This is a genomic window from Brevundimonas aurantiaca (genome assembly GCF_904830995.1).
In the GTDB taxonomy this organism is placed as follows: Bacteria; Pseudomonadota; Alphaproteobacteria; order Caulobacterales; family Caulobacteraceae; genus Brevundimonas; species Brevundimonas aurantiaca.
The window spans coordinates 2027524-2048665 of sequence record NZ_CAJGVD010000001.1; the positions used below are offsets into that span (position 1 = coordinate 2027524).

The 21142-nt window shown below is 68.7% G+C and carries 16 protein-coding genes and 1 pseudogene; 9 read left to right on the forward strand and 8 right to left on the reverse strand.

Features of this window, described 5'->3' with window-relative positions:
• Positions 1–207: 207 nt before the first annotated feature.
• The gene (locus JMT67_RS10025; protein ID WP_201463373.1) at positions 208–1653 is read right to left on the reverse strand and encodes an AMP nucleosidase; all 1446 of its coding nucleotides are present in this window, start codon (positions 1651–1653) and stop codon (positions 208–210) included.
• A gap of 128 nt (positions 1654–1781) precedes the next feature.
• On the opposite strand from JMT67_RS10025, the gene JMT67_RS10030 reads away from it, so the two are divergent.
• Both JMT67_RS10030 and JMT67_RS10035 read left to right on the forward strand, forming a co-directional pair.
• On the forward strand, positions 1782–3032 hold the full coding sequence (locus tag JMT67_RS10030; RefSeq protein ID WP_201463374.1) for a multidrug effflux MFS transporter: 1251 nt from the start codon (positions 1782–1784) through the stop codon (positions 3030–3032).
• Between the two features lie 356 nt (positions 3033–3388).
• Complete coding sequence (locus JMT67_RS10035; RefSeq protein ID WP_201463375.1) at positions 3389–5341, forward strand: M1 family metallopeptidase; 1953 nt, start codon at positions 3389–3391, stop codon at positions 5339–5341.
• Between the two features lie 180 nt (positions 5342–5521).
• Here JMT67_RS10035 and JMT67_RS10040 read toward each other — a convergent pair whose 3' ends face one another.
• On the reverse strand, positions 5522–5953 hold the full coding sequence (locus JMT67_RS10040; RefSeq protein ID WP_182713891.1) for a DUF488 domain-containing protein: 432 nt from the start codon (positions 5951–5953) through the stop codon (positions 5522–5524).
• 432 nt (positions 5954–6385) lie between these two features.
• On the opposite strand from JMT67_RS10040, the gene JMT67_RS10045 reads away from it, so the two are divergent.
• The 3 genes and pseudogenes from JMT67_RS10045 (at position 6386) to JMT67_RS10055 (ending at position 9686) form a co-directional block, all read left to right on the forward strand.
• Positions 6386–7363 carry a complex I NDUFA9 subunit family protein gene (locus tag JMT67_RS10045; RefSeq protein WP_201463376.1) on the forward strand — a complete coding sequence of 326 codons (978 nt, stop codon included), beginning with the start codon at positions 6386–6388 and terminating at the stop codon, positions 7361–7363.
• 85 nt (positions 7364–7448) lie between these two features.
• A pseudogene (recQ, locus tag JMT67_RS10050) lies at positions 7449–9317 on the forward strand (DNA helicase RecQ); the annotation flags it as partial.
• Between the two features lie 72 nt (positions 9318–9389).
• On the forward strand, positions 9390–9686 hold the full coding sequence (locus JMT67_RS10055; RefSeq protein WP_201464030.1) for an endonuclease domain-containing protein: 297 nt from the start codon (positions 9390–9392) through the stop codon (positions 9684–9686).
• 164 nt (positions 9687–9850) lie between these two features.
• Here JMT67_RS10055 and JMT67_RS10060 read toward each other — a convergent pair whose 3' ends face one another.
• Genes JMT67_RS10060 through mutM form a run of 4 tightly spaced genes read right to left on the reverse strand, consistent with a single transcriptional unit; the run spans position 9851 to position 12958 of the window.
• Positions 9851–10747, reverse strand: a complete 897-nt coding sequence (locus JMT67_RS10060; RefSeq protein WP_201463377.1) for an alpha/beta fold hydrolase — start codon at positions 10745–10747, stop codon at positions 9851–9853.
• Between the two features lie 53 nt (positions 10748–10800).
• Complete coding sequence (locus JMT67_RS10065) at positions 10801–11586, reverse strand: enoyl-CoA hydratase (RefSeq protein ID WP_201463378.1); 786 nt, start codon at positions 11584–11586, stop codon at positions 10801–10803.
• 47 nt (positions 11587–11633) lie between these two features.
• A complete protein-coding gene (locus tag JMT67_RS10070; RefSeq protein ID WP_201463379.1) occupies positions 11634–12077 on the reverse strand; it encodes a hypothetical protein in 444 nt (147 codons plus the stop codon).
• Positions 12078–12094: 17 nt separating this feature from the next.
• The gene (gene mutM / locus JMT67_RS10075) at positions 12095–12958 is read right to left on the reverse strand and encodes a bifunctional DNA-formamidopyrimidine glycosylase/DNA-(apurinic or apyrimidinic site) lyase (RefSeq protein WP_201463380.1); all 864 of its coding nucleotides are present in this window, start codon (positions 12956–12958) and stop codon (positions 12095–12097) included.
• A gap of 198 nt (positions 12959–13156) precedes the next feature.
• On the opposite strand from mutM, the gene JMT67_RS10080 reads away from it, so the two are divergent.
• Both JMT67_RS10080 and JMT67_RS10085 read left to right on the forward strand, forming a co-directional pair.
• Positions 13157–13891, forward strand: coding sequence for a phosphatase PAP2 family protein (locus JMT67_RS10080; protein ID WP_233455854.1), 735 nt, complete (start codon positions 13157–13159; stop codon positions 13889–13891).
• A gap of 78 nt (positions 13892–13969) precedes the next feature.
• Positions 13970–16030, forward strand: a complete 2061-nt coding sequence (locus JMT67_RS10085; protein ID WP_201463382.1) for an OPT family oligopeptide transporter — start codon at positions 13970–13972, stop codon at positions 16028–16030.
• Between the two features lie 7 nt (positions 16031–16037).
• On the opposite strand, the gene JMT67_RS10090 is transcribed toward JMT67_RS10085, so the two are convergent.
• Together JMT67_RS10090 and ubiG are read right to left on the reverse strand one after the other, a co-directional pair.
• Positions 16038–16568 carry an AAA family ATPase gene (locus JMT67_RS10090; RefSeq protein WP_191558448.1) on the reverse strand — a complete coding sequence of 177 codons (531 nt, stop codon included), beginning with the start codon at positions 16566–16568 and terminating at the stop codon, positions 16038–16040.
• Positions 16565–17383: a bifunctional 2-polyprenyl-6-hydroxyphenol methylase/3-demethylubiquinol 3-O-methyltransferase UbiG gene (gene ubiG / locus JMT67_RS10095; protein ID WP_191558447.1), complete on the reverse strand. Its 819-nt coding sequence runs from the start codon at positions 17381–17383 to the stop codon at positions 16565–16567. Before ubiG ends, JMT67_RS10090 begins: the two co-directional genes overlap by 4 nt.
• Positions 17384–17439: 56 nt before the next feature.
• On the opposite strand from ubiG, the gene JMT67_RS10100 reads away from it, so the two are divergent.
• Together JMT67_RS10100 and ptsP are read left to right on the forward strand one after the other, a co-directional pair.
• Entirely contained in the window at positions 17440–18714 is a 1275-nt protein-coding gene (locus JMT67_RS10100; RefSeq protein ID WP_182713883.1) for an aspartate kinase, read from the forward strand.
• A 61-nt stretch (positions 18715–18775) separates the two neighbouring features.
• Complete coding sequence (gene ptsP, locus JMT67_RS10105) at positions 18776–21034, forward strand: phosphoenolpyruvate--protein phosphotransferase (RefSeq protein ID WP_306414842.1); 2259 nt, start codon at positions 18776–18778, stop codon at positions 21032–21034.
• The last annotated feature ends 108 nt before the right edge of the window (positions 21035–21142 follow it).

The window sequence follows — 21142 nt, forward strand, 5'->3', positions numbered from 1 at the left end:
TTGCATTGTAAAGCGCTTTCTTGATCTGCGACAGCGAACAGACCTTCCCCCGCTTGCGGGGGAAGTGTCAGCTCGTCGAGCGCAGCGAGACGGCTGACGATGGGGGAAGTCTTCTTTTCAAGAGAAACTTCCCCCTCCGACCCTGATTCGCAGCGCGAACGCCGGGCCACCTCCCCCGCAAGCGGGAGAGGGTCTATCGCGCCCCTCTTAACGGAACGGCGGCTCGTCGAAGGCGCGGAGCTTGCGGGAGTGGAGTTTCGGTCCCTCGTCCCGCATCAGGCCGACCGCCTGGATGCCGATCTGCAGATGTTCCGAGATCGAGCCTTCGTAGAAGCGGTTGGCCTGGCCCGGCAGTTTGATCTCGCCGTGCAGCGGCTTGTCCGAGACGCACAGCAGGGTGCCGTAGGGCACCCGGAACCGGTAGCCTTGCGCGGCGATGGTGGCGCTTTCCATGTCGATGGCGACGGCGCGGCTCTGGTTGAAGCGAAGGGCCGACTTGGAATAGCGCAGCTCCCAGTTCCGGTCGTCGGTGGTGACGACGGTTCCGGTGCGCAGGCGCAGCTTGACCTCGTCGCCGGGCATGCCGCTGACCGACTTGGTGGCGTCGTACAGGGCGCGCTGGACCTCGGCGATCGAGGGGATCGGAATGTCCGGCGGCAGGACCGCGTCAAGCACATGATCGTCGCGCAGATAGGCGTGGGCCAGGACATAGTCGCCGATCGACTGGCTGGCGCGCAGGCCCCCGCAGTGGCCGATCATCAGCCAGACGTGCGGGCGGGTGACGGCGAGGTGGTCGGTGATCGTCTTGGCGTTGGACGGGCCGACGCCGATATTGACCAGGGTCACTCCTTGGTGGCCCGGCGCCGTCAGGTGATAGGCCGGCATCTGGTGCTTCTTCCAGGCCGTATCGCTGATCGCCGTCTCGGGATTGGGGGTGTCGCGCGTGATCACCACCCCGCCGGCGCAGGACAGGGTCTGATAGGGGGTGCCCGGCGTCTGCAGCTGTTCGATGGCCCAGCGCACGAACTCGTCGACGTAGCGGTTGTAGTTGGTGAACAGGACATAGGACTGGACGTCGTCCACCGGGGTTCCGGTGTAGTGTCTCAGCCGCGCCAGGGAGAAGTCGGTCCGCAGGCCGTCGAAATGCGACAGGGGGAAGTCGCCGCCCATGTCGAACAAACCATCGGCGATCTCGTCGCCGATGTGGGCCAGGTCCGTGGTCGGGAACCAGCGCGCCAGGGCCGCCGTCATCGACCGGTCCAGCGCCACCTCCAGTCCGTCGGTCACATAGGGGAAGGGGATTTCCTGGTTCGAAATCCCGACCTCGAAGGTCGCGCCGTACTCCTGTTCCAGCAGGCCCAGCTGTTCGGTCAGATAGGGGCGGAACAGGTCGGGGCGGGTGACGGTGGTGGAATAGGTTCCCTGTTTGGCCAGCCGGGCATAGGCGCGCGGCTCCAGGTCCTGGGGGCGATCCCCGTCCCAGCGGATGCGAAGTTCGGGATAGGCGAACACCCCTTCGGCGCGTTTGACCGGATCGGGCCGGGCGCCGGTGTTGACGAAATCCCGCACGGCGTCGCGCAGGTTGGTCACGGATTGGGTGTAGAGGGTTTCGAGGCGGTCCAGCGCCGCCTGTGCTGTCATCTGTTCTGTCATGACTTCCTCTAGCGAAGCTTCATGACATTGGCGAGGCGCCCGGCGTTCAACCTCGATTTCGCTGCATTGCAGCAATTTATAGCCGGCGACTGGTTGCGGTTCGCGGCGCGGCGGGGCATCTGGCCCGGATGTCCGTTTCCGCCGCGTCAGCCCCCGCCAGAAGAGAACCCGGATTCGTCGAGTTCGTCTGTCTGATCGCCCTGATGATGGCGCTGAACGCCCTGGCGATCGATTCCATGCTGCCCGCCCTGCCCGCCATAGGCGCCGACCTGGGCGTGGCGAACGAAAACAGCCGTCAGTGGGTGGTGACCGCCTATCTTCTGGGCTTTGGCGCGGCGCAGCTGATCTATGGTCCGGTCGCAGACCGGTTCGGACGCAAGTCGGTGCTGCTGTTCGGCGTCGGCGTCTATGTGATGTTCAGCCTGCTGGCGACCCTGGCCCCGACCTTCGAGACCCTGATCCTGGCGCGGATCGGCCAGGGGCTGGGCAGCGCCTGCACCCGCGTGCTGGCCGTCTCCATCGTGCGCGACCGCTATGAGGGGCGCACCATGGCGCGTGTCATGTCGTTCAGCTTCCTGGTCTTCCTGGGCGTGCCGATCCTGGCGCCGTCCCTGGGGCAACTGATCATGCTGGTCGGGCCGTGGCGCTGGATCTTCGCCGGCCTGGGTCTGATCGGCGTCGGTCTGATCGTCTGGGCATCCTTACGCCTGCCCGAGACCCTGAAGCCGGAGGATCGTCTGCCGATCCAGGTCAAACGCCTGACCTCGGCCTATCGCACCGCCCTGACCGACCGCACCGCCCTGGGCTACACCCTGGCCATGACGGCCATCACCGGCGCCCTGTTCGGCTTCATCAACTCCTCGCAGCAGATCTTCGCCGACGTCTTCGACGCCGAGGCCGCCTTCCCCGCCGTCTTCGCCCTGATCGCGGGCGGCATAGCGGTCGCCTCCCTGGTCAACGCCCGACTGGTGGTGCGGCTGGGCTCGCGCAAGATCTCCCATACCGCCCTGATCGGCTTCACCACCGTCTCGGCGGTCCATGCGGCGGTGGCCCTCAGCGGCCATGAAACCCTGATCACCTTCGCCGTCCTCCAGACCCTGACCATGTTCTGTTTCGGCCTGATCGCCGGGAACTTCGGCGCCATGGCCATGGAGACCATGGGCCATATCGCCGGCACGGCCGCCTCGATCCAGGGCTTCATCTCCACCGTCTTCGGCTCCCTGCTGGGCTTCGCCGTGGGTCAGCAGTTCAACGGCACGACCGTGCCCATGTCCCTGGGCTTCACCGTCTTCGGCCTGACGGCCCTGGCCCTGGTCCTGTTCGCCGAGCGGGGCCGGCTGTTCCGGGCCCATCACCAGCCGCCCGCACCACAAGGCTGAAGCCATCGGGCTTGAAAAAGGCGCGGCCCTGGATGGCCTTCGTCACAACGCGCACGGCGAGGGCCACGGAGAACACGACGGGACCGAACGCGCCTCGGCCTTTCGGCTCCATGTCCAGACCGTCGATCAATCTGCGGCTTCACGGCCGCAGGCGGGCAAGCCCTTGCCGAACCGGCACGGCCTGGTCGTGTCCGTTGTGACCCTCGCCGTGCCCGTTGTGACGAACCCGTCTCTCGGGGCGCAGGGGCGTTGACCGGTCCCACTGCGCTGCCGAATGCTCTGGAGCGAGGCTTGATCTTTTCGCCGTTTCCGCGCGTTCTCCGGGCCAAGCTCATGATCTGATCCGGAAAGCCTCGATGACGCGCAAAGCCTTCGGCCTCGTCTCCGCCCTCGCACTCGCCTCGGCCCTGGGCCTTTCGGCCTGTTCGACCACGACCGGAAGCGCGGCCCTGGCGCCGCCGGCCGTCGCGCCCGCCCCCGGCCCGGACGCCGTCGACAGCCACACCTACGCCCGTCCCGAGATCGCCCGCGTCGTCGATGTGGCCCTGGACCTGACCGCGAACTTCGAGGCCAAGACCCTGTCGGGCACGGCGACCCTGGACATCCTGGCCGTCCCCGGCGCCAACGAGATCGTGCTCGACATCCGCAATCTGGACATTCAGGACGTGCGCGACGCCTCGGGTCAGCCGCTGCGTTACGTCGTCGGCGACAATGACGCCATCAAGGGCCAGCCCCTGACCGTCTATTTCCCGGCCTTCGCGCCCAACGAACGGCGCAAGATCACCGTCCGCTATTCGACCCGGCCCGATGCGGCGGCCCTGCAATGGCTGTCGCCCAGCCAGACGGCGGGCGGACAGAAGCCCTATCTGTTCAGCCAGGGCCAGGCCATCCTGACCCGCACCTGGGTGCCGACCCAGGACAGCCCCGGCATTCGCCAGACCTATTCGGCCCGGGTCACCGCGCCCGAAGACCTGACCGTGGTCATGAGCGCCGACCATCTGACGCCGAACGGCGAGCCCGCCGCCGACGGCATGAAGACCTGGCGCTTCCGGATGGACAATCCGATCCCGCCCTATCTGATCGCCATCGGCGTCGGCGACATCGCCTTCGCCCCCTTCGACGAACGCACCGGGGTCTGGACCGAGCCCAGCCGCCTGCGCGCCGCCGCCCATGAGCTGGAGCCGACCGCCGAAATGGTGGACGCGGCCGAAAAGCTCTACGGCCCCTATCGCTGGGGCCGCTACGACCTCCTGGTCCTGCCGCCCTCCTTCCCGTTCGGCGGGATGGAGAACCCCAAGCTGACCTTCGCCACCCCGACCATCATCGCCGGGGACCGGTCGCTGGTCTCGCTGGTGGCGCACGAACTGGCCCACTCCTGGTCCGGCAATCTGGTGACCAACGCCACCTGGAACGACTTCTGGCTGAACGAGGGCTTCACCGTCTATTTCGAGAACCGGATCATGGAGTCGGTCTATGGCCATGACCGCGCCATGCAGGAGCAGGTCCTGGGCTGGGACAGCCTTCAGGACACGCTGAAGTCCCTGCCTGCGGCCGACACCCGCCTGCATCTGGACCTGAAGGGCCGCGACCCCGACGACGGCATGAACGACATCGCCTATGAGAAGGGCGCCCTGTTCCTGCGCACCGTCGAACGCACCGTGGGCCGGGATCGGTTCGACGCCTGGCTGCGCGGCTATTTCGACCGCAACGCCTATCGCCCCATGACCACGGCCATGTTCCTGGACGACATCCGCTCCCATCTGGTGAAGGGGGACGCGGCCCTGGAATCCCAGCTTCAGCTGGATGCCTGGGTCTATCAGCCCGGCCTACCATCCAACGCCGTCGCCCCTGTCTCGAACGCCTTCGCCCCGGTCGATGCGGCGGCGATCGCCTTCTTCAAGGACAGGGGCCCGGCCTCGGCCATCCCCTGGGGCGAATGGAACACTCAGCAGCGCCAGCGTTTCCTGGGCTGGCGGCCCGACGGCCTGCGCGCCGGCGCCGACTGGCTGACCGAGGCCCAGCTGGCCGATCTGGAACGGACCCTGAACCTGGCGAACGAGGGCAACAGCGAACTGACCTTCGCCTGGCTGCAGATCGCCCTGGCCCACCGCTATCAGCCGTCGGTCGCCACGGCGGAGCGGTTCCTGACCAGCCAGGGCCGGCGCAAATTCGTCCTGCCCCTGTTCCAGACCCTGTGGAACGAGGGCGACTGGGGTCGTTCCATCGCCCGCCGCATCTACGCCGAGGCCCGGCCCCTGTATCACCCGGTGACCAGCGGCTCGGTCGACGACCTGGTGGGCCGGCCGTAAAGCAAAAGACCCTCTCCCGCTTGCGGGAGAGACCATCCCCGGCGTTCGCGAAGCGAACCAGGGTCGGAGAGGGGAGTCTTGTTTCAGAGGAAAAACGCCCCCCATCGTCGGGCGTGTCGCTTCGCGCCATGACCTGACGCTTCCCCCGCAAGCGGGGGAAGGTGGGCCTCGCCACCACCCCTACAGATTGACCACCGTCGCCCCGTCCTCCTCCGCCAGCCGCTCGGCCAACACCGCGCGGTGGCATCCCGCGTGATCGGCCTCGAAACACAGCAGGGCCACGCGCTTCTCACCCGCCAGATCCTTCAGCCGGGCGTACTCCAACTGGGCCTGGGGCTCGGCCAGATGGTCGGCGAAAATCGCGCGCATCTCGGCGACATGGCCCTTGCGGGCCGCGTCGCGACCGGCCTTGGGCGTGCCCAGCCCCCGCAGATGCAGATAGTCGATCCCCTCGGCCTTCAGGCTTTCGCCCAGGACCGTCTTGGAAAAGCCGGCGCGGCGCGAGGCGGCGACCGCCCGGACGTCGATCAGCAGATCGACCCCGGCGCCCTTCAGCCGCCCGATCACCTCCGCCTGGGTCGCCCCCTCATATCCGATGGTGAAAATCTGCATTGTCCCTAGATGGGCGAGCGCCGCGCGATCGCCAAGCCGCCCTCAGCCTTTCCAACCGCTTAGGGCTCCAAACCCGCCTTCTACGCCCCTGGGCCGCCCGCCGTGCGACAGTCGCGGATCGACGGGGACGAGCGGAGGCGGCGGACGGGCGAGCAGATCGGATCGGATCGGATCGGACAGATCGGACAGATCGGACAGATCGGACACATCGGACACATCGGACACTCTTTTTCAGGAGCGGACGACCGCGCGAACCGGACACATCGGACACATCGGACACTCTTTTTCAGGAGCGGACGACGGCGCGGATCGGACAAATCGGACAAATCGGACTCTGTTTTTCGTTTCATCCGCCCGGACCGGGTCGCCCGCGTTGCGATGCGGCGCCCCATCGGCTATCCCGCCGACACGGAATTCACTGGAGCTTCTCCCATGGCTGACCTCGCCCCCGGCGTCGTGACCCTCTTCGGAGGTTCGGGCTTCATCGGAGCCCAGGCGGTGCGCGCCCTGGCCCGTCGCGGCTGGCGCATCCGCGTGGCGGTGCGCAACCCGGTCCTGGCCATCGAGGTCCAGCCGGCCGGCGATCCGGGCCAGATCCAGTTCATGCGCTGCGACGTCACCAGCGCCGAGGATGTGGCGGCGGCCGTGCGCGGCTCGAACGCCGTGGTCAATCTGGTCGGCGTCCTGCACGACGGCGGCGGCAAGCGCGGCTTCAAGAGCGCCCACGTCGAGGCCGCCAAGAACATCGCCCAGGCGGCCAGGGCCGCCGGCGTCGAACGGGTCGTCCAGATCTCGGCCATCGGCGCCGACGCCGACAGCCCCTCCGCCTACGCCCGCACCAAGGGCGAGGCGGAAAACGAGATCCGCGCCGTCTATCCTGACGCCGTCATCCTGCGTCCTTCGCTGGTGTTCGGCGCCGACGACGGCTTCCTGAACCGGTTCGCCGCCATGGCGACCCTGGCGCCCGCCTTGCCGCTGATCGGCGGCGGCAAGACCCGGTTCCAGCCGGTCTATGTCGGCGATGTGGCCGAGGCCGTGGCCCGGGCCGTGACCCGAGGCGACGCGGCCGGCCGCACCTATGAACTGGGCGGACCGGACATCTATACCTTCCGCGAGGTGCTGGAGCTGGTGAAGCGCGAGACCCACCGCGACCGTGTGCTGGCCCCCATTCCCTTCCCGGTCGCCCGGCTGCTGGGCTCGCTGCTCCAGACCGTCAGCCTGATCGGTCTGACCCCGCCCCTGACCCGCGACCAGGTCGTCATGCTGCAGAAGGACAATGTGGTCTCGCCGGGCGCCGAGGGTCTGGCCGCGTTGGGCGTCGCCCATCCGACCAGCATGGAGTCGATCGCGCCCTCCTATCTGTACCGTTATCGGGTCGGCGGCCAGTTCGCCCCCTCGCCCGCGCACTGATCCGTCCCCAGCCGCGTCAGCCGCTCGGCCGTGAAAGCGGTCAAAGGGGCTTCGCAGGTCGGAACAAAGAGTGCACAACCTTCGGATGCCGGCTACGCAGACCCAGCCCCGCCCCGCCACGACGCCCGGTCTGGCCGACGCCCGCTCCCTGCTGTCGCGGGTCTGGGGCCATGGCGACTTCCGCGGCCTGCAAAGCCAGGTGGTGGCCGAGGTTCTGGCCGGGCGCGACGTCCTGGCCGTCCTGCCGACCGGCGGCGGCAAGAGCGTCTGCTATCAGATCCCGGCCATCCTTCGCCCCGGCCTGGGCCTGGTGGTCTCGCCCCTGATCGCCCTGATGACCGACCAGGTCGAGGCCCTGAAACAGCAGGGGGTGGCGGCCGCCCGGCTGGATTCCGGCGTCTCGCTGGACGAACGGTCGGCCATCTGGGCCGCCGCCCGCTCAGGCGACCTCGACCTGCTCTACGTCTCGCCCGAAGGCTTGGCGGCGGGCGCCATGATGGATCGGCTGGCCGAACTGCCCCTCAGCCTGATCGCCATCGACGAGGCCCACTGCGTCAGCCAGTGGGGCCACGACTTCCGCCCCGACTATCGCAGCCTGGGCCTGCTGGCCGAGCGGTTCCCCCACGTCCCCCGCATCGCCGTGACCGCCACGGCCGACGCCCGCACCCGCGACGACATCCTGCGCTCGCTGCGGCTGGAGGGGGCCCGGGTCTTCGTCGACAGTTTCGCCCGCCCGAACCTGCAGCTGTCGGCCGAACGCAAGGAGAGCGCCTCACGCGCCAGGACCGACGCCCGCGTCATCGAACTGGTGCGCGAACGGCGCGGCAAGTCGGGCGTAGTCTATTGCGGCAGCCGCGACGGCTGCGAACGCGTGGCCCAGGCCCTGCGCGACGCCGGGACCAACGCCATCGCCTATCACGCGGGCATGGACACGAAGGAGCGCGACCGCCGTCTGGAGCGGTTCCTAGCCGAGGACGGGGCCGTCATGGTGGCCACCATCGCCTTCGGCATGGGGGTCGACAAGGCCGACGTCCGCTTCGTCATCCACGCCGATCCGCCCGGCAGCCTGGAGGCCTATTGGCAGGAGATCGGTCGGGGCGGCCGGGACGGCGAACCGGCCGAGGGCATCACCCTGTACGGCCCCTCCGACATCGCCTGGGCCCTGCGCCGGCTGGACGGCCGCCCGATGGCCGAAGAGGTCAAACAGGTTCAGGTGCGCAAGGCCCGCCAGCTGTTCGCCATGCTGGACGGCGCCGTCTGCCGCGCCCAGGCCGTGCGCCGCTATTTCGGCGAGCACGACGCGGAGCCTTGCGGCGTCTGCGACATCTGCGGCGACCCGCCCCAGACCTATGACGCCACCGTCCCCGCGCAAAAGGCCCTGGCGGCGGTCCAGCGCCTGGGCGGCCGGTTCGGCCGGGGCCGGGTGATCGACCACCTGACCGGCCGCACCAAGGACGTCCAGCCGTGGGAGCAGCAGCTGTCCACCTGGGGCATAGGCGCCGACGTCTCGCCCAACGGCTGGCGCGACATCGTCGACCACCTGCTGTTCGAGGGCCTGCTGGTCGAGGACCCGAACGACGGCAAGCCCCTGGTCGGCCTGGGCGACCCCGAGGCGGTGCGCGCCGTGTACAAGGCCGAGCGCAGGATCGAGGTGCGCCGCGCACCGGTTCGCGCCTCCAGTTCCAGCTCGGGCCGCCGCGACCGCTCGGGCGAGGGCCGCAACGCCGCGCTCGAGACGATGGACGCCGACGTCCGCGCCCGCTTCGAGCGCTTACGCGCCTGGCGCCGCGACCGTGCTTCGGAACAGCACGTCCCGCCCTATGTCATCTTCCAGGACAAGACCCTGCTGGAGATCGCCCAGGCCCAACCGCGCGACCTGACCGCCCTGGCCGCCCTGCCCGGCGTGGGCCAGTCGAAACTGGACCGCTACGGCAAGGGGGTGCTGGAGACGTTGGCGAAGGGTCTGGAGTCCGTAGACGGTCGTCCTTCCGACATCATCGACAAGGCGCGCGATCTGCGGCGGGACATGAGCCTGCCCGAGGTCCAGCTCTGGCAGGCGCTGCGGGGCGAGAAATTGGGCGGGCTGAGGTTCCGACGCCAGCACCCGATACCGCCCTATGTGCTCGACTTCTACTGCGCCGGCGTTCGACTGGCGGTCGAGATCGACGGCGACAGTCACGACGGCCGTGCGGCGCAGGACGCGCGCCGCGACGCCTTCCTGCTCGAGCTGGGCATACGCACCCTGCGGGTTCCGGCCCGCGACGTGCTGAACGATCTTCCCGCCGTGACCGATCACATTTATCGCGAGGCCAAAGGCCAATAGGACCCTCTCCCGCTTGCGGGGGAGGTGGCCCGGCGTTCGCGCAGCGAACCAGGGTCGGAGGGGGAAGTCTTCTTTCTTCCAGAAGCGGAACTTCCCCCATCGTCAGCCGTCTCGCTTCGCTCGACGAGCTGACACTTCCCCCGCAAGCGGGGGAAGATCTTTGCCTATCCCAGAAACTGCTCCACGGCCGCCTGGAACCGGGCCGGTTGGTCGATCATCACCTGGTGGTCGGCGCCCTCGATGCGCACGAACTGGGCCGGGCGCGGCAGGGTGGAGAAGCCGTAGCGGTAAAGCCCCTCCAGCCGGTTGCGCGGATTGTTCGTATCCCGCGTCCAGCCGTAGACCACCGTGACCGGGGCGGTGACGTCGCGCAGCCGGGGCCGCAGATCCACGGTCAGGGCCTCGTACAGCCCCTGGGCCAGCACCCGCCGGTCGCCGCCCTGAAGGCCCAGGCCGTCGAACACCATGTCCCCCGCCAGACCCAGGTCGCCGCCCAGGGCCGAGACCTGGCCCTTCAGCGCCTGGTCGCCGAACAGCATCAGGGCCTGATAGCCCAGCCGCGCCAGGGGCTCGACCTCGCGCGTCGTGACGCGGGAATCGACCAGGGCCGGAAAGAAGGGGGCGGAATCGACCACCATCACCCGCCCGACTCGGCCACGCATGTCCGCCGCCACGCGCAGCGCGATCTGACCGCCCAGCGAATGGCCGATCAGAGCGGGCCGGGACAGCCTGTGCTCGCGGATGTAGCGTTCGATCTCCAGCGCAGCCGGGGCGGCCAGGGCGCCGCGGGCGTTGGCGCCGATGTCCGTCTGACCAAAGCCGCGGATCGTCACCAGATGAACCCGATAGCGGCCCTCCAGCCTGTCCGCCGTCGACCGCCAGGCCGCCCCGGTCGATCCCAGGCCGGGGATGAAGATCACGTCCGGCCCCGCGCCTCGCGTCTCCACGATGATCCGATCAGAGCGGAAGGCGGGCAGGAACGCAGCCGACCCCTGAGCCGAGGCGGCTCCGGGCAGGACGACGAACAGGATGGCGAGGAGCGAGACAAGAAGGCGGCGCATGGTCCGCTCCTAACGCCGGATCACGGCGATCGGTTGACGGCTGCGGCGGTCGGTCACCGCCCCTTGAAGTCGGGTTTGCGCTTTTCGACGAAGGCGGCCATGCCCTCCTTCTGATCGTCGAAGGCGAACAGGGAGTGGAACAGGCGGCGTTCGAAACGGACGCCCTCGGTCAAGGTCGTCTCCAGGGCGACATTGACCATCTCCTTGTTCATCATCACCGCCAGGGGACTTTGCGAGGCGATCTTGGCGGCCGCCGCGCGGGCCTCGTCCAGCAGGGCCTCGGGGGCGACGACACGGCTGACCAGGCCGGCGCGCTCGGCTTCCGCCGCATCCATCATCCGGGCGGTCAGGATCATGTCCATGGCCTTGGACTTGCCGACCAGGCGGGTCAGCCGCTGGGAGCCGCCGATGCCGGGCGCCACGCCCAGATTGATTTCCGGCTGGCCGAACTTCGCCGTCTCGGAAGCGATGATGAAGTCGCACAACATCGCCAGTTCGCAGCCGCCGCCCAGGGCATAGCCCGACACGGCGGCGATGATCGGCTTTCTGAAGCGGGTGATCCGGTCGTGGCCCAGGGCGAAGAAATTGCCCTTGAACATGTCGGCGTAGGACTGGTCCGCCATCTCCTTGATGTCGGCGCCGGCGGCGAAGGCCTTGGCCGAGCCGGTGAGGATCAGGCAGCGCACGCTGTCGTCCGTCTCGACCGCATCCAGGAAGGCCGCCAGTTCGCCGAACAGGGTCGAGTTCAGGGCGTTCAGCGCCTCGGGCCGGTTCAGGGTGACGACGGCGTAGCCGTCGGCGCAGCGTTCGATCAGAAGGGTGGAATAGGCATCGGACATGGCGTTCTCCTCTGGCGCCCGCTCATACAGGTCCGGGCGCCCGGCCGCTAGCGGCGCGGCGTCAGCGCCAGGGTCAGCCCGGCGCGAACCAGTTCAGCGACGACCACCATCGCCAACAGCAGATTGGCGGCGATCACCTGTCCCCGCGCCCCAGCGAGGTCCAGGCTCCAGCCGAAGCTCGCCGATACGGCCAGCGTCAGGGCGGCCATCAGCATCAGGCCCACCAGAAGCATCAGGGCGACATGGCCCGCTTGCAAGGCCGCCTGCAGGGTCGGCCCTTCGTCCAGAGTTCGGCTGCGGCGCCGGAACAGGCGCGCGATCAGGCTCGTCGCCCCAGCCTCCGCCGCAACGGCGACGGTCAGGGCCGCCAGGAACCACCAGACCAGTCCGTCCAGCTCGCCCCCGCGCAGCCCCTGCACGAAATGGACGAAATAGGCGCCCCAGACGGCTAGGCTGACGATCAGGCTGATCCAGAGGTGAATCCTGCGCATGGTCTGGTCTTTCGGGCTTATCGCTTCTGGCAGGACGGGCAGTAGAAGGTGGAGCGGCCGCCCTGGACGATCCGGGCGACCGTCCCCGTGCAGCCCTCGCCCCGGCACGGTTCGCCCTCGCGGCCGTAGACGTCGAACCGGTGCTGGAAATAGCCTTGGCCGCCCTCGGCGTTGGCGAAGTCCTTCAGGGTCGATCCCCCGGCGGCGATGGCGTCGTTCAGCACGTCGCGGACCACCGAGGCCAGGGTCTCCAGCCGCGCCTTCGACAGCGATCCGGCCGCCACCAGGGGCGAGATCCGGGCCCGGTACAGGGCCTCGCAGACATAGATGTTGCCCAGACCCGCGACGATGCGCTGGTCCAGCAGGGAGACCTTGATGTTCTGGCTCTTGCCTGCGAAGGCCTCGGCCAGATGGGCGCCGGAAAAGCCATTGCCCAGCGGCTCGGGCCCCAGGCCGGCGAACCAGGGGTGGGCCTCGACCTGGGCGGTGGGGATCAGGCCCATGAAGCCGAACCGGCGCGCGTCGGCGTAGCCGATGCGGGTCGCGGCGCCGTCGCGCACGGCGCAGCCGCTGAAATGCTCGTGCTTGCCCGCGATGGGCGCCGCCTCCTCGAACTCGCCCAGCTGGGCGCCGTCCAGGGTGAAACGGCCGGTCATGCCGAGATGGGTGATCCAGGTCTCGCCGGTGGACAGGGGCAGAAGCAGATATTTGGCTCGCCGGTCCACGCGTTCGACCGTCGCCCCCTCCAGCCGCTCAACGAAGCCTTCCGGGAACGGAAAGCGCAGGTCGGGCCGGTTGATCCGCACCCGCGACAGGCGCGCGCCCGCCAGCACCGGCGTCAGGCCGCGCCGGACGGTTTCGACCTCGGGAAGTTCAGGCATGGGGCGCTCCTAGCCGGTCTTGGAACCTAGGCCAAGTCGATCGTCCGTGCTCGCCCCGATGTTTGGAAAACATTGTTCGTAATGACGCGGGAACGACACCGCACTCTGGCATTGGCGTCTCCAGACCAATCCGGGGGGAATGTGTCTCAGTCCGTCATCACGCCCGCGCCGCGTCTGCGCCTCTCGTCCTGGACGGACTTGAGCGCTCGCCTTCGCCTCACGCGCGAGGACGCAGCCATTCTGGCCGCAGCGGCCGTCCTGGCGATCAGCGCCTATTTTCTGGTCTTTCCAGGCGTAGACATCGCCGTGAGCCGCCTCTTCTACCGACCTGAGGCCGGCTTCTTCCTGGCCGGCGATCCCGTGCTCAAGGCCTTGCGCAAGAGTTCCACCCTGGTCCTGGCCCTCCTGCTGCTGGGGGTGATCGGCCGCCTGATCTGGCGGGCCCTGCGCGGGCGTTCCGTCGGCGCCGCAGCGCGGCGGGCGATGTTCGCCGTCGCGGCCCTGGCCCTCGGACCGGGGCTGGTCGTCAATCTGCTGTTCAAGAGCCTTTGGGGGCGCGCTCGCCCGGTCCAGATCGACCAGTTCGGCGGCGACGCGGCCTTTACCCCGGCCTGGGTGATCAGCGACGCCTGCCAGTCCAACTGCTCCTTCGTCTCCGGCGAGGGCTCCAGCGCCGCCTGGATGGTGGGCGTCCTGCTGGTGGTCACTCCGGCGCGGTGGCGACCGGCCGTCCTGCCGCTGGGGCTCGTCTACGCCTTGGCCCTGTCGATGAACCGGCTGGCCTTCGGCGGGCATTTCCTGTCCGACATCCTGCTGTCCTGGGCCCTGACGGCCCTGGTCATGGCGGGGGTCTATCGGGTGACGGCGGCCGCCCCGGGCCTGGTTCGGCGGGCGCGCCGGCGCCTTCGCTGGAGCCGGCCCCTACCCGCCTGAGGAGTCCGCTGAGCGTGACCAGTTGCCGCAGGGGCCGTTATGGGCTTACGTCCCGGTCGAACGTGGGAACCGATCTTCATGACTGACGCCGTCGCTGCGCCCCAAACCCGAAAGGGCCGGCTTGAACTGACCCTTCGCGCCCTTGTGCTGGGCTGCCTGCTGGCGGTGATCTTCACCGCCGCCAACACCTATCTGGGCCTTCTGGTCGGCCTGACCTTCGCCTCGGCCATTCCGGCGGCGGTCATCTCCATGGCCGTGCTGCGGGCCTTCAAGACCTCGACCATCTGGGAGAATATGACGGTCCAGACCGTGGCCTCGGTCGGCGGGGCCATGAGCTCGATCATCTTCGTCCTGCCGGGCCTGGTGATGATCGGCTGGTGGCTGGAGTTTCCCTTCTGGCAGTCGGTGGCCATCTGCATCCTGGGCGGCGTCCTGGGGGTGACCTTCTCCATCCCGCTGCGCCGCGCCCTGGTGACGGGCGGCGGCCTGCCCTATCCGGAAGGCGTCGCCGCCGCCGAGGTGCTGAAGGTCGGCTCGCGCGGAGCCGAACAGACCGAGAGCGCGGTGCGCGAGAACAAGTCCGGCCTGTGGATCGTGGTCGCCGGCGCCGTCGTCTCCGCCGGCTACGCCCTGCTGGTCGCGGGCCGCGTCTTCGCCGGCGAGGCCGCCAAGTTCTTCAAGCTTCCGGCCGCCCTGGGCGGCGGGGCCACCGGCATGGGCTTCGGCATGCAGTTCGCCCTTCTGGGCGCCGGCCACCTGATCGGCCTGACGGTCGGCCTGGCCCAGCTGTTCGGCCTGATCCTGGCCTGGGCCATCGCCGTGCCGATCCTGACCAGCCCCGACACCGTGGCCTGGCTGACGGCGCACGGCATCCCCTCCATCGCCTCCACCCTGCCCGCCGGGACGGGCGCCGAGGAGCTGGCCGGACGGGTCTGGAGCCGCGAAGTCCGCTTCATGGGCGCCGGCGTCATCGGCGTGGCCGCCATCTGGACCTTGATCAAGCTGGCCGGTCCCCTGGTCGGCGGCCTGACCTCGGCCCTGGCCGCCAACGCCCGCCGCAATCACGGCGAAGCGCTGGAACTGACCGAACAGGATCTGCCGATCAAGCTGGTGGGCGGTATCTCGCTCGTCTGTCTGATCGGCATCGCCGGCCTTCTGGCCTGGTTCGCCCAGACCGCCCCGGCCCTGGCCGGATCGACGCCCCTGCTGGTGATCGGCGGCCTGGTCTATGTGGTCCTGATCGGCTTCGCCGTGGCCGCCATCTGCGGATACATGGCCGGCCTGATCGGCTCGTCGAACAGCCCGGTCTCGGGCGTCGGCATACTGGCCGTCGTGATCGCCTCCCTGCTGATGCTGGGCGTGATGGCGATCGCGGGCGTGCCCGCCGATCCGTCCATCATCGCCTTCGCCCTGATCGTGACCGCCGTGGTCTTCGCCGTCGCCGTCATCGCCAATGACAATCTCCAGGATCTGAAGACCGGCCAGCTGGTCGAGGCCACGCCCTGGCGCCAGCAGGTCGCCCTGATCGTCGGCGTCGGCGCCGGCGCCCTGGTCATTCCGTTGATCCTGAACCTTCTGAACCAGGCCTTCGGCTTCGAGGGCGGCCCGCCCGCCATCGTCGAGGGGGCCAAGACCCTGGCGGCGCCTCAGGCCACCCTGATCTCGGCCCTGGCGCGCGGCGTCATCGGCGGCGACCTGCGCTGGGACCTGATCGGCCTGGGCGCGGTGATCGGCGTGGTCATCATCATCCTGGACGCCGTGCTGGAGAAGGCGACCGGCAAGAAGATCAAGCTGCCGCCCCTGGCCGTCGGCATCGGCTTCTATCTGCCGGCCGCCGTCACCACCATGCTGGTCATCGGCGCCGTCTGCGGCTGGATCTACGACAAGGCGGTCTCCAGCACCCGTTACGCCGATGTGGCGCGCCGCATGGGCGTGCTGCTGGCCTCGGGCCTGATCGTGGGCGAAAGCCTGTTCGGCGTCTTCACCGCCGGCGTCATCGTCGCCACCCGCGACGACGCGCCGTTCGCCATGCTGCCCGAGGGCTCGACCTGGCCCGCCATGCTGGCGGGGATCGTCGGCTTCGCCGTCGCCGTGATCGGGCTGTACGCCTGGACCCGCAGCCGCGCCGCCAAGGTGTAAGGGCGGCTCAGACGATCTGATCGAGAACGAAGGCGACCCGCTCAGCGACGGTCGCCTTCGGCATTTCTACGAGGCGATATCCATAGCGGGGATAAACCATGGCCATGGCCTCGTAGGTGCGCTTCGCCTCGTTGAAATCCTGACGTCGTTCGGCGTCCTGTCCAAAGATTTCGGGCCAGGGCGGAGCGATGAACACGGTCGGATGGTAGCGCAGGGTGCGCGCCGCCTCAGACATATGATCAGGGACTTGCAGACCGCACAGAGTCAGATAGCCGATGACGTCAGGGAGACCGCGATCGTGAAAGACCACACCGTCGGCCAATCGACTGCGGTCATGCGCTTCGATGTCATGCTCGAACATGCGCTGCGCGAACAGGGTGCGGTCTCGCCAAGGCAGGGCGGGACCGTTCACCGATTGTTGCCGGCGTATAATCGCCCGACCGGCCTCGGGTTCGACGCCGTAACCCAGGTTAGCCAGCGCCTCGATCAGGCTGGTCTTGCCCGAACCGGGTCCGCCCGTGATGACGACGCCGGTCATGCGTTCCGCGTCGCCACCATCATATAGTTGATCCCCGCGTCGTCGCTCTGGCTCCAGCGGTCGGTCAGCGGATCGTAATTGAGGCCGTAAGGCCCCTCGACGGTCACAGCCTCCTGAGACAGCATGGCCCGGATCTCCTGGGGCTTCAGGAACTGGCGCCAGTCGTGCGTCCCGGCCGGCACCCAGCGCAGCACATATTCCGCCGCCACCTTGCCGAGCGCCAGGGACTTCAGGGTGCGGTTCAGGGTGGCGACCATCATCACCCCGCCCGGCCGGACCAGGCGCGAACAGGCGCGCACGAAGCCTTCCGGATCGGCGACATGCTCGATCACCTCCATGGTCAGGACCACATCGAACGGCCCCGCCTTTTCCGCCTCCATCTGTTCAACGGTCGCCGGGCGATAGGCGATGTCCAGCCCGACCATCTCGGCATGGGCGCGCGCTGTGCCGATGTTCTCGGTCGAGGCGTCGATGGCGGTGACGGTAAAGCCCATCCGCCGCATCGGCTCGGCGATCAGCCCGCCGCCGCAGCCGACGTCCAGCAGGGCCAGACCCTCGAACGGGCGGCGCGCTCGCGAATCCCGGCCCAGCCGGGCGCACAGCTGCTCGCGGATCAGCTTCAACCGCGCCGGATTGAACCGATGCAGAGGCGCGAACGGCCCGTGCGCATCCCACCATTCGGCCGCCTGGGCCGAGAAGCGGGCGACGTCGGCCGGGTCAATCGATGCGCCGAATGCGCCTTCGGGCGAATTTTGCGAAAAACCATGCCCTTCGCGGGGTAGGCGAGACGGTGCGGCGTCGCTAGAAGCGGTCATGACGCGAGGGATGGACCTTCGCGCCCTTTCACGCAAGCAGGGGGCGGAACGCCACGATGACGCGGCCCGAAACCACACGACTGGTGATGAAGTTCGGCGGCACCTCCATGGGGGACCTCGAACGCATTCGTCGCGCGGCGCGGATCGTCGCCGCAGAGGCCGCCTCGGGCAAGAAGGTGGCTGTCGTCGTCTCGGCCATGGCCGGCAAGACGAACGAGCTGGTCGCCTGGACCGACGGCGCCGGTCCGGCCGCCGCCGGCCTGCCGCTCAGCGACGACGAATATGATGTGGTGGTGGCCTCGGGCGAACAGGTGACGTCCGGCCTCCTGGCCATGACGCTGCGCAACATGGGTCTGAACGCCCGGTCCTGGATGGGCTGGCAGGTGCCGATCGTCACCGACGACGCCCACGGCCGCGCCCGGATCGTCGACATCCCCGGCGAGAAGCTGGGCGCCGCCGTCGATGCGGGCGAAATCGCCGTCGTGCCCGGCTTCCAGGGCGTGACCCCCGACGGCAAGATCACCACCCTGGGCCGGGGCGGATCGGACACCTCGGCCGTCGCCGTGGCGGCCGCCCTGTCCTGCCCCTGCGACATCTACACCGACGTGGACGGGGTCTATACGACCGATCCCCGCATCGAGAGCCGCGCGCGGCGTCTGAACAAGGTCTCCTTCGAGGAGATGCTGGAAATGGCCTCCCTGGGGGCCAAGGTGCTGCAAACCCGATCGGTCGAACTCGCCATGGCCAAACAGGTGCCTGTGCGGGTTCTGTCCAGCTTCATCGAACCGGACGAGTCCGGCCAAATGCCCGACAAGGGCGGAACCCTGATCTGCGACGAGGAGGAGATCGTGGAAAAACGCATCGTGTCCGGCGTGACCATGAGCCGTGACGAGGCCCGCATCACCCTTTTGGGCCTGTCCGACCGGGTGGACGCCCCCGCAGACGTCTTCACCCGTCTGGCCGAGGCCAACGTCAATGTGGACATGATCGTCCAGAGCCAGGCCCGCACCGCCAATACGGTGAACCTGACCTTCACGACCGGCCGCCGCGACGCCGTGCGCGCCGCCGACATCATGAAGGCGGCCCAGGCCGACCTGGCTTTCGAGGAGATCCGCGTCGACGAGGACGTGGCCAAGGTCTCCGTCGTCGGGGTCGGCATGCGCAGCCACGCCGGCGTGGCCCAGACCATGTTCAAGGCCCTGGCCGACAAGGGGGTCAAGTTTCAGGCCATTTCGACGTCGGAGATCAAGATCAGCGTGCTGATCGACGCCGCCTATGCCGAACTGGCCGTGCGCGCCCTCCATTCGGCTTACGGCCTGGACGCTGTATAGGTGATTTGAACGGGCGCTGCGGCGCCGAGGCGCGGGAGCCATGATGCCGGCAGGCGGCGCGATGACCAGGGGACCACGCAACCTCCTGCGCCAGATCCGCGAGGCTCTGGGCGGGGCGGGCGCGGGCGCGACCCCGGCTCAGGACCGCCTGAACATGGTGGTGCAGATCATCGCCCGGTCGATGGTCGCCGAGGTCTGCTCCATCTATCTGCGCCGGGCCTCGGGCGAGCTGGAGCTTTTCGCGACCGAAGGTCTGAACCCCGGCGCCGTCCACAACACCCGTCTGCGCCCAGGCGAGGGTCTGGTCGGCGAAGTGGCGCGGACCGCCCAGCCGATCAGTCTGTCGGACGCCCCGTCGCATCCGGCCTTCTCCTATCGTCCGGAAACGGGCGAAGACCCCTATCACGCCTTCCTCGGCGCCCCGCTGCTGCGCGGCGGCCGCGCCATTGGCGTGCTGGTGGTGCAGAACCGCACCGAGCGGCGCTATGACGAGGACGAGGTCGAGGACATCCAGACCATAGCCATGGTCCTGGCCGAAACCGTCTCCTCGGGCGAACTGCTGGACCAGGAGGAGCTGCGCGACGTCGAACTGGCGCCGCATCGGCCGGAACGGCTGAAAGGCCAGAAGTTCGGCGACGGCCTGGCGTTCGGCCATGTGGTGCTGCACGAGGCGCCCCTGCCGCCGGAAAAACTGCTGGCGGAGGACCCCGGTCTGGAGGAGGCCCGCCTGAAGCTGGCCCTGGCCTCGCTGAAGACCGGTCTGGACGCCATGCTGGACAAGGGTCAGGGCTTGGCCGGTCCCTCGTTCGAGGTGCTGGAGACCTATCGGATGTTCGCCGACGATCGGGGCTGGAACCGGTCGCTGGAAGAGGCGGTGAGGAACGGCCTGACCGCAGAGGCGGCGGTGGACCGAGTCAGGAACGAGCACCGCGCCCGCTTCGCCCAGGCGCGCGATCCCTATATCCGCGAGCGGCTGCACGACTTCGAAGACCTGGCAAACCGGCTGCTGCGGGTGCTGGCGGGCGACAAGCCCGGCGAGCGCGAACTGCCCGACGACGCCATAGTGGTGGCGCGCAACCTGGGTCCGGCTGATCTGCTGGAATATCCGCGCGACAAGCTGAAGGGCCTGCTGCTCGAAGAGGGATCGGCGGCCAGCCACGCCGCCATCGTGGCCCGCGCGCTGCAGATTCCCTGCGTCGGTCGTCTGATGGGACTGCGCGACCGGCTGTCGGAAGGCGATATGGTCATCGCCGACGGCGAGACCGGCGAGGCCTATCTGCGCCCTCGCCCCGACATGATCGAGGCCGTCCAGTCGCGAATGGCTGTACGTGACCAGCGCCGGGCCCAGTTCGCCCAGCTGCGCGACACCCCCGCCGTGACCCTGGACGGCCAGCGGATCAGCCTTTTGACCAACGCCGGCCTGGCGGTGGATCTGGAGAATCTGAACGAGACGGGGGCGGAAGGCATCGGCCTGTTCCGCACCGAATTCCAGTTCATGGTCTCGGACGAACTGCCCAGGCTGGACGCCCAGACCGCCCTTTACAAGCTGGTGCTGGACGCCGCCGGCGACCGGCCCGTCACCTTCCGCACCCTGGACATCGGCGGCGACAAGGTCCTGCCCTATCTGGAGGCGGAGCGGGAGGAAAACCCCGCCCTGGGCCGACGCGCCATCCGCCTGGGCCTGGACCGGCCGTCCCTGCTGCGGATGCAACTTCGGGCCCTGCTGACGGCGGCGGCGGGCCGCGAACTGCGCGTCATGTTCCCGATGATCGCCACGGTGGACGAGTTCCGGGCCGCGCGCGAACTGGTCGACGTCGAATGCGCCTGGGCTCGGCGGCGCGGCCGCGCCCTGCCCGCCCTGTTGCGCGTCGGCGCCATGGTCGAATGCCCGTCCCTGCTGTGGCATTTGGACGCGCTTCTGCCCCTGACCGACTTCGTCTCGATCGGCACCAACGACCTGTTCCAGTACATGTACGCCGCCGACCGGACCAATCCCCTGGTGTCGGACCGCTACGACCCTCTGTCGCCGCCCACCTTGCGTGCGCTCCAGACCATCCAGAAGGCGTGCGCCGACACCGGCACCCCGGTCTCGATCTGCGGCGAACTGGCGGGCCGGCCGCTGGAGGCCTTCGCCCTGATCACCCTGGGCTTCACCCGCCTGTCGGCGCCTGCGGGCGGGGTCGGGCCGGTCAAACGGATGATCCTGTCGGCCGATCTGACGGCTGCGCGGCGCGGCCTGAACAATCTGCTGAACCTCTCCACCGGTTCGATCCGCAATGAGATCGAATCCCTGGCCCGGAAATTGAACGTCGCCGCCTGAGGATTGGCGCGCGCATCCCGAATCGGGAAACGCCGTTGATGGGGCTGACGATATGGTTTATCCACAGGACGCATGGGGTCCGCCGAAGGGGAGAGGCGCGTCCCGTCG